General features: G+C 64.3%; 14 protein-coding genes. 6 read left to right on the top strand and 8 right to left on the bottom strand.

Going from position 1 to position 19,132, the window contains the following annotated elements:
* The first annotated feature begins 43 nt into the window (after positions 1-43).
* Positions 44-1,339 (top strand): DUF1015 domain-containing protein, encoded by a 1,296-nt coding sequence (locus GA615_RS03980; RefSeq protein WP_152049957.1) that lies wholly within the window; start codon positions 44-46, stop codon positions 1,337-1,339.
* 141 nt (positions 1,340-1,480) lie between these two features.
* Here GA615_RS03980 and GA615_RS03975 read toward each other — a convergent pair whose 3' ends face one another.
* Both GA615_RS03975 and GA615_RS03970 read right to left on the bottom strand, forming a co-directional pair.
* Positions 1,481-2,302, bottom strand: coding sequence for an SDR family NAD(P)-dependent oxidoreductase (locus GA615_RS03975; RefSeq protein WP_152049956.1), 822 nt, complete (start codon positions 2,300-2,302; stop codon positions 1,481-1,483).
* Positions 2,303-2,314: 12 nt separating this feature from the next.
* Positions 2,315-2,929, bottom strand: a complete 615-nt coding sequence (locus tag GA615_RS03970; protein ID WP_235905064.1) for a Uma2 family endonuclease — start codon at positions 2,927-2,929, stop codon at positions 2,315-2,317.
* A 331-nt stretch (positions 2,930-3,260) separates the two neighbouring features.
* Between GA615_RS03970 and ilvB the strand changes: the two genes are divergently transcribed.
* Positions 3,261-4,985 (top strand): biosynthetic-type acetolactate synthase large subunit, encoded by a 1,725-nt coding sequence (gene ilvB, locus GA615_RS03965; RefSeq protein WP_390622215.1) that lies wholly within the window; start codon positions 3,261-3,263, stop codon positions 4,983-4,985.
* 261 nt (positions 4,986-5,246) lie between these two features.
* Here the strand turns inward: ilvB and GA615_RS03960 are convergent, their stop codons facing one another.
* On the bottom strand, positions 5,247-6,749 hold the full coding sequence (locus GA615_RS03960; RefSeq protein ID WP_152049953.1) for a sigma-54-dependent transcriptional regulator: 1,503 nt from the start codon (positions 6,747-6,749) through the stop codon (positions 5,247-5,249).
* Positions 6,750-6,994: 245 nt separating this feature from the next.
* A complete protein-coding gene (locus GA615_RS03955; protein ID WP_235905063.1) occupies positions 6,995-7,885 on the bottom strand; it encodes a tyrosine recombinase XerC in 891 nt (296 codons plus the stop codon).
* A 570-nt stretch (positions 7,886-8,455) separates the two neighbouring features.
* On the opposite strand from GA615_RS03955, the gene GA615_RS03950 reads away from it, so the two are divergent.
* Entirely contained in the window at positions 8,456-8,938 is a 483-nt protein-coding gene (locus GA615_RS03950) for an acyl-CoA hydrolase (RefSeq protein ID WP_235905061.1), read from the top strand.
* Positions 8,939-8,980: 42 nt separating this feature from the next.
* Here the strand turns inward: GA615_RS03950 and GA615_RS03945 are convergent, their stop codons facing one another.
* Positions 8,981-10,690, bottom strand: a complete 1,710-nt coding sequence (locus tag GA615_RS03945; protein WP_152049952.1) for an ATP-binding protein — start codon at positions 10,688-10,690, stop codon at positions 8,981-8,983.
* 344 nt (positions 10,691-11,034) lie between these two features.
* Between GA615_RS03945 and GA615_RS03940 the strand changes: the two genes are divergently transcribed.
* Together GA615_RS03940 and GA615_RS03935 are read left to right on the top strand one after the other, a co-directional pair.
* Positions 11,035-12,936 (top strand): glycoside hydrolase family 15 protein, encoded by a 1,902-nt coding sequence (locus tag GA615_RS03940; protein WP_201750100.1) that lies wholly within the window; start codon positions 11,035-11,037, stop codon positions 12,934-12,936.
* Between the two features lie 205 nt (positions 12,937-13,141).
* Entirely contained in the window at positions 13,142-14,449 is a 1,308-nt protein-coding gene (locus GA615_RS03935) for a lactate racemase domain-containing protein (protein WP_152049951.1), read from the top strand.
* A gap of 66 nt (positions 14,450-14,515) precedes the next feature.
* Here the strand turns inward: GA615_RS03935 and GA615_RS03930 are convergent, their stop codons facing one another.
* From GA615_RS03930 to GA615_RS03920, 3 genes are all read right to left on the bottom strand, one after another.
* Positions 14,516-15,466, bottom strand: coding sequence for a substrate-binding domain-containing protein (locus GA615_RS03930; protein WP_161602155.1), 951 nt, complete (start codon positions 15,464-15,466; stop codon positions 14,516-14,518).
* Between the two features lie 661 nt (positions 15,467-16,127).
* Entirely contained in the window at positions 16,128-17,057 is a 930-nt protein-coding gene (locus GA615_RS03925) for an NUDIX hydrolase (protein ID WP_152049949.1), read from the bottom strand.
* Positions 17,058-17,117: 60 nt separating this feature from the next.
* Positions 17,118-17,960: an HAD family hydrolase gene (locus GA615_RS03920; RefSeq protein WP_152049948.1), complete on the bottom strand. Its 843-nt coding sequence runs from the start codon at positions 17,958-17,960 to the stop codon at positions 17,118-17,120.
* 180 nt (positions 17,961-18,140) lie between these two features.
* Between GA615_RS03920 and GA615_RS03915 the strand changes: the two genes are divergently transcribed.
* Positions 18,141-19,010, top strand: coding sequence for a sugar phosphate isomerase/epimerase family protein (locus GA615_RS03915; RefSeq protein WP_235905060.1), 870 nt, complete (start codon positions 18,141-18,143; stop codon positions 19,008-19,010).
* Positions 19,011-19,132: the final 122 nt, after the last annotated feature.

Here is a 19,132-nt window from a genome sequence, read left to right as displayed (position 1 = left end):
GCTCCCGGCCGAAACCGCCACCAAATTACGCTCTCCAACGACCATGCCCGAGATTCGACCTTTCCGCGGTGTTCGCTACGATCTGGCCCGTGTCGGCGACCTGTCGCAGGCCGTCGCCCCTCCGTACGACGTCATCGGCCCTGAGCTTCAGGAATCGCTCTACAACGCCAGTCCCTACAACATCATCCGCCTCGAACTCGGCCGCGATGAACCCGGCGATAACGACGCGACCAACCGCTACTCCCGAGCCGCGAAGCTGTTGAAGGACTGGCGGCGCGACGGCATTCTCGTCGATGAGTCTCATCCCTCGCTCTACGTCTACCACCAGACCTTCCAGGTCGAGGGGAAATCCTACACGCGCAAGGGGTTTCTCGCCCGAGTGCGTCTGGAACCGTTCGGCGAAGGGCGCATCTACCCCCACGAAGAAACGATGTCCGGCCCGAAGGCCGACCGCCTGAAGCTCTACGAGGCGACCGGCTTCAACCTCAGCCCCATCTTCGGTCTGTATCCCGACGCCGAGAATGCCGCCTTCTCCGCCCTTGAGCACGGCATCCGCGACCGGACCCCCTTGACCGTCACCGACCACCTCGGCGTTGAGAACCAGCTCTGGCCGGTCAGCGACGTCGAAACCCTGGCCACCGTCCAGGGCTTAATGGCCGACCGCTCCGTGTTCATCGCCGACGGCCACCACCGCTACGAGACGGCCCTCCGCTACCGGGCCGATCGCGCCGCCGCCGGAGAGTTAACCGGCCCCGACGACCCGGCCAACTTCTGCCTCATGATGCTCGTCTCGATGAGCGATCCCGGCTTGCAGATCCTGCCGACCCACCGGCTTGTCCAGGGATTGCCCTTCCTGACCTCGGGAAAGCTGGCCGAACTACTCTCCCCCGAGTTCGAGATCGAAGACTTCGGCGAAGGCCCCTCCGGCTGCCGCGCCGCCTGGCAGGAAATCGAGCTGCACGGCGACCAGAACCTGCTCGGCTTCGGCACCGCGATGGACAACCGCTGGTGCACCGCCCGGCTCCGCTCCGACGCGACGATGGATGCCCTCGTCCCCGATCACAGCCCCGACTGGCGATCGTTGGGCGTCAGCATCCTCCAGGAAATGGTGCTCAAGAAGACCTTCGGCGATCTCAGCCCATCGGTTCGGTATGTTCACCTGATCGACGAGGTCCTTGAGGCGTTCCAATCCGGCTCCTGCGACCTCGCCTGCCTTGTTCCTCCGGCCGGCATGGATCACGTCGAGGCCATCGCCTCGAACCTGGAAAAGATGCCACCCAAGAGCACCTATTTCTATCCGAAATTGCTCACAGGTCTGGTGCTGAATCCGATCCGCTGATTGGGGTGGTCGAGGCGCTGCGTTCGTTCCGTTGCGCCACTCGGTCCTCGGGCACCAGGGAATTGGCGCCCGAGGTCGAGATCGACGTCGGGCGAACGGACACGCTGAGGATCGTCGATCCGCGGCCTTCGCGATCGCACCTCACGATTCCTGCTTCCGTCCTCGATCCATTTCGGCCCGAAAATGACCGGGCGACCAGCGGTCCATGAACCAGTCGAAGGGCGTTGGAACAAGCCTCGACGCCCCGACGACCCACCGCGCCGATCGCCCCGGAAAGTGGAACGTCGATCGCCCGTCGATCGCCCGGACCATCGATCGCACCACCCGATCGACCGGCTCGGCATGCGGGGCGCGCCGGGCGGCTTCTCCGGGAGTTTCCCCTAACGCCACCTGATGAAATTCGCTCTCCGTCCGGTTCGGGCAGGTCGCCCAGACGCGCACGCCCGAACCCCTCAACTCGTACCGCAGGCTCCGGACTAGGCCGTTCACCGCGTGCTTGCTCGCCGCATAGGCCGCCGAGTACGGCAAGCCGACGAATCCAAGCACCGACGACACGAACATCACCTGTCCGCGCCCGTTGGCTTTCATGTGGCGAATCGCCTGCTGCGTCAGTTCCATCGGCGCAATCAGGTTCACCTCCATGATCTCCCGGAGCATCGCCGGATCTTCGTCTTCAAACGCTTCGTAATGGCCGATCCCGGCGTTGTTGACCAGCAGGTCGAGCCCCTGCGGAAACACCTTCATCGTCCGGTCCCAGAGCCGGTTGCGGAAGCATGCGTCGGCGAGGCTCCCCGCCTCGATCATCACGCGCCCCTCCGGCAACTCTGCGGCGAGCGACTCCAGACGATCCTGCCGGCGGGCCGTGGCCAGCACGGTCATTTCCTGGTCAATCACCAGTTGCCGCACCAGTTCCCGGCCGATTCCGGCCGAAGCCCCGGTGACAAGGGCGGTCGAGAGGGTCATCAGATCCCATCCTTAGGCCCCGGTGCGGGAGCCCGACTCGTCTCCTTCCTCATCGACCTGATCGACCTCGAACAGATCCGCCAGCGTGAGGCCAAAGTCTGGCAAGAGATCGCCGCCTTCGATCCGGTCGCCGACCCGAAGCACTCGGATCGTCGTCAACGAATCATAGTCATACACGCAACGACTCCCTGGATACACCACCCAGACCCGACGCACTCCCGTTTGAAAATATTCCTCAATTTTTTCGAGCAGATCGACCGCCGCATCCGTCGGGCTGACGACCTCAATCGCCAGTTCCGGTACCACCTCCCAGCCATGAGTGGCCGGCACCCGTCTCGTCCTCGGCCAGCGATCGAAGGACACGAAGGCCACATCCGGTCGCCGCTTCTGGTTCCGGTTCGGGTCGAGCTTGAAGAGCATCTCCGCCTCGACGCGGCCGAGTTGATGTGTCCAGATATGTTGTGTTAAAAATCCAACAAGGATCGACGCAAGATGGCTTTCTCGGGAACTCATCGGCGGCAGCTCCACCACTCGACCCTCGATCACCTCATACAGCAGGTCATCCGTCGTCAGGGTCTCCGGGAGATCGACCGCCTGGGGAGAATCGATCGTACTGCTCTGGCTCACCGTCATTGTCGCCTCGCATACCTGGGGCGTGCCCGACCTGACCTGAACAGAAGGATTCTACCATCGGTCCACCGGATCGTCAGCCCGACCGAACCTCTCCCAGCCGCCGGTGTCGGTCGCTCTGGCAGGATCGCGGCAACGCCCGTTGTTTCTCGGGAGGAGCATCGTGTACAATACCGCATTCATCCGACGAGGTTCTTGAGACGCCGGATGATCTCCTGCCAATCGCACTGAACTGTTCCGTATCGAACCGTCACTCAACGCTAGTGACCAGACGAGGCACGCCGTGGCCACGATCACCGAAACCGCGCCGCAGACCCGACAGAACCCGATGACCGGGGCCGAAGCCCTGGTCGAGTCGCTCTACCGGCACGGCGTCAAGGTCGTATTCGCCTACCCGGGCGGCGCCAGCATGCCGATGCACCAGGCCCTGACGCGCTATCGGGACACAATCCGAACGATCTTGCCCCGGCACGAACAGGGGGGCATCTTCGCCGCCGAAGGCTACGCCCGCGTCACCGGAGAACCCGGCGTCGTCATGGCCACCTCCGGCCCCGGTGCCCTGAACCTCGTGACCGGCCTGGCCGACGCGAAGATGGACAGCTTGCCCATCGTCGCCTTCACCGGCCAGGTTCCCACCGGCGTCATCGGCACCGACGCGTTCCAGGAAACTCCGATGGTCGAGGTCAGCCGCTCGGTCACGAAGCACCATTACCTCGTTCAGGCTGCCCGAGATATTCCCCGGATCGTCAAGGAAGCCTTCCACATCGCTCGAACCGGGCGCCCCGGCCCGGTCCTGATCGACGTGCCGAAGGACATTCAGAACACCATCCTCCGCGATCCCGACTTCGACCCGCCGATGAACCTGCCGGGCTATCACCTTCCCCCGGCCCCCAGCCCGGCCCGCTTGCACGAGGTTGTCGAGGCGCTCAAGGCCTGCTCCCGGCCGATCATCTACTGTGGCGGTGGGGTGATCGCCTCCGACGCCGCCGAGGAGATGCGCGAGTTCGCCTCGAAGACCGGAATCCCCGTCGCCATGACGCTTCAGGGACTCGGCTCCGTGCCGAACGACCATTACCTCTCCCTCGGCATGCTCGGCATGCACGGCACCGTCTACTCAAATTACGCGATTAATGAGGCCGACCTGCTCCTCGCCTGCGGCGTCCGCTTCGATGACCGCGTGACCGGCAAGCTCTCCGAGTTCGCCAAGCACGGACGGATCGTTCACATCGACATCGACGCCTCCGAGATCAATAAGAACAAGGTCGCCCACATCCCCGTCCATGCCGACGTCAAGGAGGCCCTCGCCACCCTGACGCCGATGGTCGAGAAAGGCGACTGGCGCGACTGGCACCGCCAGATCGACGCCTGGCGAGCCTCCGACCCGATGACCTATCCCGATCGCGATGACGCCATCCTCCCTCAGTACGTCATCGACCAGTTCTCGAAGCTCACCCAGGGCGAGTTCCTCATGTCCACCGGCGTCGGCCAGCACCAGATGTGGGCCGCGCAGTGGACCTGCTTCAAGCACCCGAGAAGCTGGGTCACCTCCGGCGGCCTCGGCTCGATGGGCTTCGGCCTCCCCGCCGCGATGGGCATGCAGGCGGCCTTCCCTGACAAGCTCGTGGTCGACATCGACGGTGACGGCTCGTTCGTCATGAACATCCAGGAACTGGCCACCGTCCACTGCGAGAAGCTGCCGGTCAAAATGATCGTCCTGAACAACCAGCACCTCGGCATGGTTGTTCAGTGGGAAGACCGCTTCTTCGCCGGCAACCGTGCCCATACCTACCTCGGACCGATCGACCATCCCGAGGCGACCGGCAAAGGGGGCGGGGAACTTCCCGAAGTCACCTACCCCGACCTCGTGACCGTCGCCCGAGGGTTCGGCGTCGCCGCTCGTCAGGTACGCAACAAGGCCGAGTTGATCGACGCCCTCAAGGAAATGATCGCCCATCCTGGACCTTACGTCCTTGATGTGCTCGTTCCTTACCAGGAGCACGTCTTGCCGATGATTCCCGCCGGCATGACGGTCAAGGACATCATCAAGACCTGACCCTCCGGTCGGTCTCTCTCGTGGGATCGATCTCCGCCGATTGCGCTCGATTTCACGGGGTCTGAGCCTGGCTCGGGCCCCGTGTTCCTTTGCGCGATCGACGAACCCGAACGAGTAACTGTGATCAGGATCTCCGAGGGCGAGTCCCGCCGTCCTCGGCCCTGCGCGCAAGACCGCGGCCGGTCGGTCGGAACCGTCAAACGATTCCCACCGACCGGCCGTCAGGTCAATCCTGGGCCAACTGAAACGGGGACCCGCCCCTCAGTTGGCCCAGGCGAGTTCGTCGACCAGCAACCCATACTTCTTCATCTTCTTGTACAGGGTTGTCCGGTTGATATCGAGCACCCTCGCCGTCTCCTGACGATTCCAACCGAGGGCTTTGAGCGCTTCGAGGATGATCTGCTTCTCCGGTTCCTCCAGCGCTTCCTTCAACGGCCGAATGTGGCTCAGGTCTCCCCGGAATTCGCCCGATCCCCGATTGCTCGAAGGGCTGGAGGAGAAGATCAAGTCGCTGGGCTCGATCAGTCGCCCTCGGCAGATCAAGACGGCACGTTCGACCACTGCCTCCAGTTCCTGAATATTGCAGGGCCAGTGGTAGCGCCGCATCATCGCCATCGCCTCGGAACTGAAGCCGCTGACCGTCCGACTGTTCCGCTGAGCGGCTCGGAACCGGAAGTGTTCGGCCAGCCGATCGAGGTCGGTCCCTCGGTGTCGCAACGGTGGAAGTTTCAGGGTCGCTACACTCATCCGATACCAGAGATCCTGGCGGAATCCCCCCCTGGCCACGCGCTCTTCCAGGTTTTCCCGAGTTCCGAGGATGACCCGGACATCGGCCCGTTCTGGACGACTCGCTCCGATCGGTTCGTACACCCCGTCGCGGAGCAGCCGCAGCAGCTTCGCCTGAAGCTCGGGGCCGAGCGACGCCACATCGTCGATGTAAAGCGTTCCTCCCTCGGCGCGTTCGATCTGACCCGGAACCGCGGGTCGGAGCATCGGACGTTCCCCGAACAGCAAGCGGTCGATCTCTCCGGCGGATTCCTCTGAGCAACGAACCTCCACAAACGGCGCTCCGTTGCGAGGGCTTCGCTGGTGAATGATCCGAGCCATCAGGCTCTTGCCGGTCCCTTCCTCCCCTTGAATCAGGACGGTCGCCCGAGTCGAGGCGATCGTCTCGGCCAGCTCAAGCGTCTGCCGAAGGCTTTCATCCTCGCCGATCAAAGCCAGGGGCTCTCTCAAATGTCCCGAATCCCCCATCGAAGAAGGATTCCCGGCGGAACCGTTGAGGAAGGTCCACCCGTGGGCCGATTCCACCGCGCCCGACCCCTTCGGAGCGGTGTTTGAAGTGCGCCCATCGGACGGGGACGTCATGGCTCCCACCACCGTTCGGGCCGACGGCTCAGCTTCCCCCAGAGCTTGCGAGACCGCGGCTCGCAGTTGTGTTGCCGGCAAGGGGAACCGCAGGACGGCGTCCGCCCCCCGCTGTCGGGCCTCCCGGGTCCGCTCCGCGTCACCGACCGAAAAGAGCAGGATGACCGGAAGCGCCGGGAATTTCCGCTTCATGTAGTGCAACAGTTCCAGGCAGTCCGGATCTTCCGGTTCCACGCCCGCGACGATGACGTCCACCCCTCCCCGTTCCAATCGTCGAACGGCGGCCGGGTCATTCGGTGCCTCCTCCAGCTGGACGGCCAGCGTTTGGAGCATCGAGGCAAGCAGCGTGCGAGCCGACGAATCAGGGTGAACAATAAGGATTCGGTTCTCGTTCATGGGTGCTTCTCGATGCCAGCCCACCGCCTTCGATGACGGGGCTGCCAGCGTCCTTCACAAGGGGCCGAAGCCATTCGGCCGGCTCGAGCAGGGTCTGACGCAACGGTCCGGTCGTTCAACGCTCTGGGGAGAGGAGGGATCTTGCCGACTCAAGACATCCTGAACGCATCGGCAAGATCGTCAAGCATCAACGGGAGGCCCCCCCTTGCGTGGGGATCAAGGGTGGCCGGGAACAGCATGGAACGTCACGCCCGAGGGTGGCTGCGACGGTACGCTTCGATGAGCCGCTCCCGAGAGACATGGGTGTAGACCTGGGTGGTCGTCAGTCGGCGATGACCAAGCAATTCCTGCACGCTCCTCAGGTCGGCACCCTGGTCCAGCAAATGGGTTGCGAAACTGTGCCGCAAGGCATGCGGGCTGGCCTTCGGGTCGAGCCCCTGGGCCCTCAAGTGATTTTGAAAGAGCCGATCCACGCTCCGAGTCGAGAGCCGACGGCCGTATCGGTTCAGGAAAATCGCCGGCTCGTCCAGGCGATCCGGTTGCCGGACCTCCAGCCATCGAGCCAGCCAGGTCATGGCCTCGGGACCAATCGGCGCCAGTCGCTCACGACGCCCTTTGCCTCGAACCCGAACCGTACCTCGTTCCGGGTCCAGGTCGTCGAGATCCAGGCCCACCAGTTCGGCGACCCGGAGACCCCCGCCATAGAGCGTCTCGAACATCGCCCGGTCCCGGATCGCCAGCGGGGTATCGGTCGGCATGCCATCGAGCAGATTCACCACGTCTTCGACCCGAAGGGCCCTCGGCAGACGCTTCGGCTGTTTCGGGTTCCGGAGCCCGGCCGTCGGGTCGATCGCCACCGATCCTTGCCGCCGGTGATAGCGGAAAAACGATCTCAGACTCGCCAGCCGACGCGCCATCGTGCCGGCCGAATACCCTCGCCCAGCCAGCCAGGCCGAGAAGTTGCGCAATCGCTTCGCATCGGCCTGAAGCGGGTCCAGTTCCTCCCCGCCTCCCGTCTCGGTTAAAAATTCGGCATAGACGGCCAGGTCGCCTGCGTAGCCTCTCAAGGTATGCGACGACGCCCTCCGCTCTCGGCGGAGATGGTCCAGAAATTCGGCGATTGACGGATGCGTCATGGCCCACCCTTGACTCGATCTCGGAGCAATCGTCATCTCGGAAGAGCCTCGAACCACCGCGATGACCTCTCCCATGCTCTGATCGGCTCGCTGGAGGCCTCCACGCGAGTTCACCTGCAGGGACCATCGGACGAGGTGACCCGTCGCGCGATCATCCGAGACCTTCATCGGGATCAGTCCCATTGGGTGACCATTTATTGCTTAAGTAAACCTGTTGCGAGTCAAGAAAACGCAGGAACAGGTTTGTCAATGGTGTCGGGGATCGACACGATGATGTCGTTGGTAATCAGGTTACGATTGCCATGTCTCTGTGTGACGTTCCCCCAACACGTTCAGGACGAAAAAAACGGGTTCGACACGATTCGAACACCCTCCGGTCCCCATCGCTCGTTTCGCGCACTGAGAGAACGTGTTCCCCCGAGCCAATCCACCCTGAGGCATCATCACCCCGGTTTTCCCCGATCCGCATTCCGGCGCGGAACGGATTGCGGCACCCGCCAGAGCGTGATAATCTCGGAAGGATAGGCGAAATCCTTCGAGCCATAACTTCTACGGGGAGTGTCGCGAGCCATGTTATCCGAAGGCGAGGGAGAAACGCTGACCCATCGCCTGATTCTCCCCCGAGATGCCAACCATCACGGCACCTTGTATGCTGGCGCCCTGCTCTCACTGGCGCTTGAGGCGGCCTATGCGACCGGTTACCGGACGCTGGGAGCCACCGCCAATCTCGTACTCAAGCGCGTGCTCGACCTGCGCTGCTTCGAGCCCGTCCCGGTGGGCCGGGTGGTCGAGTTGCGGGGGCGAGAGGTCTACCGAACCCGGGCTCAGGTCGTCGTCGCCTTGCGAGGGATGCCGCTCGTCGGACGTTCCCGAGACTGGATGGACGGCCTGATGCAGTTCGTCCAGGTCGATGCCGCCGGACGACCGGTCCCGATTGGCGACTCGGCCGACCTGGCGCCTGAGATCGCTCCGGTCGCCTGGCGTGAGTTGCAGCGTCGGGCGCTCCAGCTCCTGGCGGTTCGGGTCCGACCAGGGCGCGAGCAATCCGACTGATCCTCAGAATCGGGATCGCCGGCAATCCCTGGTCCCTTCCGATCAATCGCCCAGGGTGCCCAGGGCGTCCTCCTCCGAGGCATCTTCCGGTGGCCTCATGGGCAACTGGAACAGAAAGCGTGACCCGACGCCCTCCGTCGAGGTGACCACGATTCTCCCTCCATGTTCCCGAACAATCTTGTCCGAGACCGGCAAGCCGATTCCGGTGCCACGCGCTCCTTTGGTCGAGGAAAAGATCTCGAAAATGGTCGCCAGTTCCGACTCGGGAATGCCCACCCCGTTGTCCTCGACCGAAACCAGGGCCTGCTGCGTTTCGACATCCAGCCCGGTCGTGATGCTCACCAGGGCCTCGGGGCGCCCTTCCGCCGCGTCGAGGGCATTGGTCACGACGTTCAGAACGGCGCGATGGATCCCGTCAGGGTCCAGTTGCACGGTCGGCAAGTCCTCGGCCGGGTGCCAGGCGAGGGTCACGCCCAGCTCATTGGCCCGAGCTTGCATCAGCTCGACCACGTCTCCCACCACCTCGTTCAGGTCGGTCGGCTCCAGCGCCGGGTCCCGATCCTTCGAGAAGGAGAGCATGTCCATGACCAGGTTGTAAATCTTCGCCTGGTTCTTCTCGACGATGCCCCAGCCTCGGCGCGTAATTTCCTCGTCGTGCTGGTTCAGCCCCATGTCAACCAGGTAGCTCCCCCCTTTGATCCCCTGCATGATGTTCTTGATGTGGTGACTCAGGGTGGCGATCGTCTGGCCGACGGCCGCCAGGCGTTCGGCTTCGACCTTGTCCCGGTAGAAGTTCGTACTCTCGATCGCCAGGCCCGACTGATGGCCGATGGCGACCATCAACATCAGGTGCTCCTGCGTGAACTTCCCGCGCGGTCGGCCTCGTTCCGGCCCGTCGATCACCAGTTCCCGAGATCCCCTGACATCGGCATACAGCACGCCGAGTGTCGTGTGCCTTCCCTGAACGGGCACGCAGATCGCCTCTCGGATGCCGTAATCGACGATCGACTGCGACGGCCCAAACCGCCGATCGACCGGGGCATCGAAGGTGATCACCCCCTGACCCTCGGTCAAGACGTGGTCGACGATCGACCGCGAGATCCGCATCCGTTCGTCCGGGTCCTGGACCGGCCCTCGCCACCGAACGGCCTTCGGCGTCAATTCTCCCCGAGGGTCGAAGAGGAGAATCGCCCCGCGATCCGCCCCGATCGACTCAAACACCAGCTCCAGAATCTGCGGTAAGAGGGCCTCGGGGTCCAGCACATCGCTGATCGCCCGGGTCGCCTGATACATCACCGACAGGTTCGCCAGCCGGACCTTCAGCCACTCGCCGGCCGACTCGGGAGCCCCTAGCACCTGAGAGCCGTGCCCAACCGGCAAGCTCCGGACAATCTCCGAACGATCCTCGGCCCGAGCCAGGGCCAGCACATCGACCCGGTCGGTCAGGTCGTCCTTGGCTGATGGTCCGGCGTCAAAGAGCAGCACGGTCGAGCCGATCTGGACCCGATCGCCCGTCTTCAAGGGGGCTTCGTCAATCAACTCGCCGTTGAGGAACGTTCCATTGGCCGAACGGAGGTCCACAAGCCGCAATCCGCCCCCTCCCTCGGGTCGGATCTCGGCATGGCGTCGAGACACTTCACTGTCATGAAGCCGGATCGGACTGGAGCGTTCCCGGCCCAGTGTGGTCGGTTGCTCCGACAGCTCAAAACGCTTGCCCCGATCGGCCCCCTGGACCACCAGCAACGAGGCCACGGCGAAACTCTCCCCGAGAGTGGAAGGGATGTTCCTCCGGGACATTCCCAGGACAACCCCTTCCTCGTCAGGCTATCGACGCGGTTCCAGACTCGTCAACCCGCTCCCCGACCGATTGGAAGGTTCCCCGGCGGCCGGGTTCATCCAGGTTGCTCTGCCGATGCGACTCTGCGGAACTTCCGGTGGGTTCGACGGCCGCGGTATGAATCTTGCACGAAAAACCCCGGCGAAGATCGACTCTCGACGTCGATCGAATGGCGAGCCGCGACTTGCCTCGAACTTCTTTGCCAAGACCTTCGATGCCCGCCCTTCGACCCTTTGGCTGAACCCACCCTCCTGGAATCATGATGGACTGGACCGGGCAACTGCACTTCGGACCCTTAAAACCGCTGGAGCAAGTCGACGGAACCTTGCCGATCGAGGATCACGGCCTGATCGGTGACGGCATGACCGGCGCCCTGGTCGGCCGCGATGGTGCGATCGACTGGCTCTGCGTGCCTCGGTTCGACGCTCCTCCGGTGTTCTGTCGGCTCCTCGATCGTCACCGAGGAGGGGCGTTCACCGTGGCCCCCGAGCACCTGCTCGAATCACGCCAGAGCTACCTCGACGAAACCGGCATCCTGGCCACCGAGATGCGATCCCCGACCGGCCTCGTCCGGGTCCTCGACGCCTTGACGTTTCACCGGGGCTCGATCCTCTCCGACGATGCCCAGGCCGCCCGGGGAGAACTGGTGCGCGCCGTCGAAATCCGAGAAGGCTCCGTCCGCCTTCGGATCGCAATCGACCCCTGGCGGGCCTCCCCGATCCAACGCCAGGGAGAGGCGTGGCAGATCCGGTTTGCCGATCGTCCCGAGATCGTCCTGAACCTCCATGCCGATCGCCCCCTGGACGGTCCTCAAACGGTGATCGAACTCCACCAGGGAGATCGAATCAACCTCACCCTCCGCTGGAACGGGGTCGAGAAGGACGACCGCTCCACGCCTCCCTTGCAGGCCATCGACGACACGGTTGATGCCTGGAGACGCTGGCTCGGCTGCCTGTCGTACCACGGTCCTCAGAAGGCCCTTGTTCGGCGATCGGCCATCACCTTGAAGCTCATGGACAACGTCGAGAACGGCGCCATCGTGGCCGCCCCGACCTCCTCCCTCCCTGAGGAAATCGGAGGCGTCCGCAACTGGGATTACCGCTACTCCTGGATCCGCGATGCCGCCTTCTCCGTCTATGCGTTACGCCGCATCGGTTTGAATCGCGAGGCAAGGAACTTCCTCGCCTGGGTCCACGACGTCATCGACCAGGATGGCGGGCGTCCCCGAGTCCTTTACACCCTCGACGGTCGGCAACCCGAGCCGGAACGGGAGGACCCGACCCTGAGCGGCTATCGAGGCTCCCATCCCGTCCGCTGGGGCAACGACGCCGCCGAGCAACGCCAGCATGATGTCTTCGGAGAGATCATCGACTGCGCCTTCCAGTGGGTTCGCCACGAAGATCATCTCAGCGAGCGGTTATGGAGCCGTCTTCTCCCCTTGGTCGAGGCGGCTCGCGTCGAGTGGAACGAGCCGGATCAAGGCATCTGGGAGATCCGGTCCTCGGGACGCCCCTTCACCTACTCGGCCGCGCTGTGTCAGGTCGCCCTCGATCGCGGCGCCTGGATCGCCGAGCGACTGAAGCTCCCCGGAGACATCGACGGCTGGCGTGCCGACGCGGCCCACCTCCGCAAGACGATTCTCGAACACGCCTGGGACCCCGAGCAGAACGCCCTGACCGAGCACATTGGCGGCGAGCAGCGGAGTGGACTCGATGCCAGCATCTTGGCACTCCCCTTGCGTCGAGTCGTCCGGGCCGATCACCCTCGCATGATCGCCACGACTGAGGCAATTCGCCGCACCCTCGATGCCGGTGACGGTCTGCTCTACCGATACCGCCCCGACCACTCTCCCGACGGCCTCCCCGGCCACGAAGGGGCCTTCATTCTCTGTAGCTTCTGGCTCGTCGATAACCTGACGCTTCAGGGCAGGCTCGACGAGGCCCTCGATCTCTACAACTCCCTCTGTGCTCGGGCCAACCCTGTCGGTCTCTTCTCCGAGCAGATCGACCCCTCCAGTGGTCGGTTCCTCGGCAACTTCCCTCAGGCGTTCAGTCAAGTCGGGGTGATTTCCTCCGGCGTCAACCTCTCCCGGGCGCTCGAACAAGGCCACCACGACCTCGGCGAAGGGGCTGCCGGCCGTCCCAATTCCGCCCGATCGTAAGGTGGGGAGGACGAGCAGCGCGGGACCCTTGATCTCCTCTTTCGGTGGCTTGCCTTGTCGGGGCTCGATCGGCCGATTCTAATGAAAGGGTCTACGTCGTCTCCCGCGATCGACTGGCCACCGCGCCGGTCTCCCTTTCGCGGAGGCTGGCGACGCCCACGTCTCCTGCCCGTTGCCCCCCTCCGTTGCCGATGAGGTCCGCCCGATGGAGTTCCCGCCGATCGCCCGAGTCCGCCAGTCGGTTCCCCAGCCCCGGGTCGATGACATTCCCGGCACCGTTCGCCGCCTGATCCGCGAGAGCCGGATCACCGATCGGGTTCCCGCCGGCGGGCGCGTCGCCGTTGGGGTCGGTAGCCGAGGGATCAACACCATCTTCGTCATTGCGAAGGCGGCGATCGAAGAACTCAAGGCGATGGGCTTCAATCCCTTCATCGTCGCCGCCATGGGCAGCCACGGCGGCAACACCTCCGAGGGCCAGCGCCAGCTTCTGGCCGAGTACGGCATCACCCCCGATCGCCTCGGCGTCGAGGTGAAGACCGACATGGAGACGACCGTCATCGGGACCAGCCCGATCGGCCTTCCCATCCACTTCGACAACAACGCCCTGGCGGCCGACGGCATCGTCCTGCTCAACCGCGTCAAGCCTCACACCGACTTCACCAGTGAGTTCGAGTCGGGCATCCTCAAGATGATGGTCATCGGCCTCGGCAAGCGCGAGGGGGCCAGCCAGATTCACAAGCTCGGCCTCACCGGCATGCGAGAGGTCCTTCCTGCCGTCGGCAAGTTCCTCATCTCGAACACCCCCTTCGCCCTCGGCCTGGCGATCCTCGAAAACGCGAAGGATGAGCCGGCCGAGATCGTCCCCGTCGATCCCGACACGATCCTCGACGTCGAGCCCCGCCTCTTGCAGCGGGCCCGCGAGTTGATGGGCCGCTTGCCCTTCGATCAGATCGACGTACTCGTCGTCGGCGAGATCGGCAAGAACTACTCCGGGGCCGGCATGGACCCGAACGTCATCGGCCGGCTCATGGTCGAGACGATGCCCGATTTCGACCGCCCGAAGGTCACCCGCCTGGCTGTCCTCGATGTCTCCGAGGAAAGCCACGGCAATATTGTCGGCGTTGGCTTTGCCGATCTGGCGACCGAGCGAATCGTCGAGAAGATGGACCCCGAGCCGTTCCGGATCAACGTCCTCACCTCCTGCTTCCTCGAACGCGCTCGCATTCCGATCACCCTACCAACCGACCGCGAGGTCCTCCGCGTCTGCCTCGAAACCTGCTGGCGGATCACCCCCGACGAGGCCCGCGTCGTCTTCATCCCGAACACGCTCGAAGTCGATCACCTTTGGGTTTCTCCCGCCATGAAAGCCGATGTCGACGCCCACCCTCATCTGAGCTTCGAGACCGACTTCCAGCCCATGCCGATTGACGAGGCCGGCACACTCGATCAGGAATTCCTCTTTCCCCACAGCGTCCGCGGCCGTCGCGCCTCCGGCGCGTACGTTTCCGCCTGACCGGGAAGGCCAACCCGATCGAGGGATCTCTCACACGCTGCTCAAGCCTTCGATGCGGTCCCTCGATCAGCCCTCGTCCTTCGGCTCGGCCGTTTTCTCACGTTCGGTCGGGTCGAACCCCTCCAGCGGAGCATCCTGCGGGTTCAGATCAAACCGGAGCCGACCGAAGGCCGGCGGCCCGGGCGCTCGTTGCACGGACATCGGCACGACGATCCGATCGGGGACCGTCTCTCCCGTTGCCAGCGTCATCGCATTGCGATATGCCAGGATGCCCAACCCCCGATCATCCGCGAAGGCCGCCGCCGAGGCGAACGATTCCTCCACGACGACGAAGCTCTCCGGGTCCACCAGAAACCCCGCCACCGTCACCCCCGTGCCTTCCGGCAGTTCACTCCGTTCGATCGTCGCGCCGAGAAAGCTCGTGTCATCGCCGGTCAGGACCATGGCCAGTTCCGGCCGCTCCTTCAGCCGCTCCAGCACCAGGTTGCCCACGTCGTACTGACCTCCCGCGACCGCCTGGGGGCCGTCTCCAATCGTCTCGATTCCCGCTCGCGTCAGGGCCTCGAACAGGGCCCCGGCGCGCCGATCCGCCTCGGGAAAATCCTTTGTGTACACGACGAGCGCCGGTCCCTCGGCCGACTTGCCCAGCTTGCTTGCATCGCTGGCAGCGGCTTCGATGAGTTCCTCGGCGGCTCGCTTGTAGTCCCCCCGGACGACCACCGGCACCGGTTCCCCCCCGGCCGTCACCGGTTCGAGAATCGTCACGACGGCGATGCCTCGACGCCTGGCCTCGGCGATCGCCGGCCCGAGAGCCTCGGCGTCATCCACCACCACGACCATCGCTGCCGTGCCTTCCTGGCTGACCCGGCGGACAAAGTCGGCCATCGACTCCCCCTCGCCGGCCGTTCGGGCGGTGAAGAGCGCGTTCTGTTTCGCGGCATCAAGCTGCGCCGCTTCCTTCCAGATCAAGGGTTGCGTCTGCGGCGCGTTCGGCAGCAAGAACGTGATGCGAGGCACCCCTCCCCTTGATGTCGGGATCGCCGGCAGGCTCGACAGCCCCGATCGGCTCTCCGAGTCCGTCGCGACCGGGGCGATCCGGTTTCCTTGCGAGTCGCCACACCCCAAACCTATCGCCACCGGCACCAGGGCTACGAGGCCCCAAATCGTTGCAGCCGTCCGGCTCATTGTTGAATCGAACCTCCGAACCGGGAAATCAACACCCAGCGCCCATCACAAGCCTGCTGCCGAGGGGCGGAACGGCTCTGCGTTCGGTACGAGGCCGTCCTCCCCCGCGCTGCGGATACTCCGAGTTATTCTACGCAATTCCGATCCTGCCAACACGCGCCTCGGTCTTCCATCACTCAGGCGATCCCTGGCCATTTTGTGTGACTGGCCCGACCGAATTCCTCGATACTGTTCTCGTGGCTCTGTGTTTTCAACGCGATTCCCCAAAGCGCCCCGAACTCCCGATGCACCCCCTTGGCCCTGTTCCCATCCTCCCCTGGCAACCTCTCAAATCCCGATCGCCGATCGGCCCGGCCCCTCGCGCGAAACGAAGCCATCGCCGGAGCGCTCCACAACGGAACGAAGCCATCGCAGATCACGTAACCTGCTGCTGGAAAATGGTTTTCGAACAAATTGGCGAGGCGCTCCCAAGCATTCCTGCACCCGTTCTGCGTCAGATCAAGAATGCCATCCGGGCCATGACCATCACACTGAGCCAGAGCAGTTGCGCCAGGGCGAGCGTGGCCAAAGCCCGGATCAGCGACCGTCGTCCCCAGCGGGCCATCGACCGGGTCAGGACCGTCTTGGGCATCGGATCGACCACGCGATCGACCAGGAGATACGCCGGCACGAGCAGCAAGACCGGGATGATCAGGAGCGTCCCCGTCTCGCCGATCGTCCGCATCAACCCGAACGCCAGGCCAATCAAGGCGATCGCCACCATCAAGCGGCCGAGACCGATCTGCCGGTCCTTCGACTGGAAACCCTTCGGCAGTTCGAGCGGCGTGCCCGGCAGTTCCGAGACGAGCCACCAGAGCAACCCCTGGATCGCCAACGCATGGCCGATCTTCCCGTTCCGAATCAGAGAGGGGACCTCTCGCGCCGGCACGATCTTCAGACGCAACTCCTCTCCTTCATCCCAGTTCGGTTCGCGGATCAATTTGGCGTTGCGGATCAAAATGGTCGTGATCCGAGAGGTCAAGAGCGATGGACAGGCCCAGACAGTTCCCAGAATGATCGGCTCGTCTCCCGCGTACCCGGTCTCCTCCAGCAACTCCCTGGCTCCAGCCTCCAGCGGGTCCTCTCCGGGGTCGAGCAACCCTCCAGGGGGTTCCAGGCTGTCGTTCGCCGAGCCGGCCCGAAACTGCTCAACCAGGATCAACCGATTCTCGGGCGTCAGGGCGATCACATTGACCGCATCGGCCAGGTGGACCACATAAAAGTCATGCGCCTTTCCCGACTTGCGCGATCGGTACCGTTCCCGACGCAGCGTGATCAGCCAGTTCGATTCGAGGGTCGTATCCCCCTCGGGCTCCCGGACCCAGGAGGCCTTTCCCTGGAATCGATCCCGTTGCGGCGGTTCAGGTTCGGTCGATGCGCTCATGGTCGGGCCTCGTCAAGGAGTTCGTCGTACGATAGCCGATCGCGCCTCGATCCGGGAGCCTCAAGCCAGCAAGACCTCCTCAATGAGCGTCGCAACTCCATCGGCCTCGAAGGTCGGAGCGACCAGATCGGCGGCCTTCTGGACCGCTTCCGGAGCCTGACCCATCGCTACCCCCAGCCCGGCCCCCTCGATCATCGGCAGGTCGTTCACATCGTCTCCCACCGCGACGATCTCCGACGGGTCGATCCCCCAGCGCTCGGCCAGGTGCAGGACGGCCGACCACTTGCTCGCCTCGGTGTTCAGGACCTCGCACATCGTCCCCGAATAGGCCGACGTATGCAGCACGAACGTCCTCAGGATGCCCGGCACCGCCTCGATCAGGGCGGCTTCCACCTCCAGCATCGCCGCCCGCTCTCCCACGGCGAACAGGTGGAAGTGGTCCCCCTGGTCGGGACGGGTCATCCAGTGGGGATCGACCCGAGCATACGGCCCGTTCCGTTCCACATACTCATCGAACAGGGCCCGTCCGGTCGGCCGGGCGGGGATGAGGAAGTCCGGCGGCGTTTCCTCATGATCCACGATCGACACGGCCGGCTCTCCCAGGCGTCGCAAGACATCGAGCACGGCCGTCGTCAGCTCCCGACCCAGATCGGCCCGCCAGAGGGTTGCGTGGCTGCTCGTTTCCTTGACCAACGCTCCCGAGTTGCACACGACCGGCGCATCGAGCTCCAGTTGCCGGGCCACCGGCAAGGCCCTTCGATACCGTCGGCCCGTGCACAGGACCGGCTGGATTCCCGCCGCCGCCGCCCGAGCTACCGCTGCCGCCGTTCGAGGACGCAGGATGCCATCCTTGCCGATCAGCGTTCCGTCCACATCGAGCGCCAGCAGTTTGTACGAGGGCATGGTCCGACTCTTCGGGACGATGAGCAGAAGCGATTTCGGCCGGTTGGGGGGTGCAACCATCGTAGGCCGACGGCCCCAAACCGGCAATCACACCACCCGGACGCTCCCTGTCCGTTCGGAATCGAGCGTATGATAGAGCGCGATCCTCGACTCCCCCGAGCCCTCCGGAGCCCCTCGACGATGATTCCCGAGAGCCTCTCCTCGATCCTCCTCACCGCCGTTCTCATGTTCGGAACCGGAACCGAACCCCCCGCCGACCTGTTCGACCGCGAAAACCTCGTGGCCTGGTGCATCGTTCCGTTCGACGCGGCGCAGCGAGGCCCCGAGGAGCGGGCCGCGATGCTCGACCGGCTCGAACTCCGTCGCCTCGCCTACGACTGGCGGGCCGAACACCTGCCGACCTTCGAGGAGGAGCTGGCAACCCTCGACCGCCACGGGATCGAGCTGACCGCCCTCTGGTTCCCGACCACGCTCGACGACACCGCTCGGTTCTTCCTCGACAGCCTGGCCGAGCACCAGCTCACCCCTCAGCTCTGGGTCACCGGCGGAGGCGAGCCGACCACCTCTCCGGAAGACCAGGCCGCCCGCGTCGCTGCCGAGGCCGACCGCATCCGACCCATCGCCGAGGCCGCCGCCAAAATCGGCTGCACGGTGGCCCTGTACAATCACGGCGGCTGGTTCGGCGAGCCCGAGAACCAGATCGCCATCATCGAGGCCCTCGACTTGCCCAACGTCGGGATCGTTTACAACCTGCACCACGGTCACCCCCACCTCGACCGCTTCCCCGCCTTGCTTGAAACGATGAAGCCCCATCTCCTCGCCCTGAACCTCAACGGCATGGATCGCGACGGCGAGGCGAAAGGACGCAAGATCCTCGTGATCGGTGAGGGAGAGGAGGATGCCCGGTTGCTTCAAGTCATTCGATCGAGCGGCTGGCACGGCCCGATCGGCATTCTCGACCACGTCCCCGAAGCCGACGCCGAGCAGCAGCTTCGGGCCAACCTCGACGGCCTCGATCGCCTGCTCAGGGCGATCGACCAGACGCCTTGATCCCGAACCAGGTTCCTGAACTCCGAAACCCCATCGAACCCATGCCATTCATCGTTCGTCATGCCTTTCCTCATGGTCTCGGTCTTGGCGGGAATCCCCCGAACCCCGTATCATGTGTCGTA

Origin of the sequence: Tautonia marina, assembly GCF_009177065.1 — a bacterium.
Taxonomy (GTDB): Bacteria; Planctomycetota; Planctomycetia; order Isosphaerales; family Isosphaeraceae; genus Tautonia; species Tautonia marina.
Note: the sequence above shows the minus strand (reverse complement) of the source record. Positions and strands in the feature narration are given on the sequence as shown.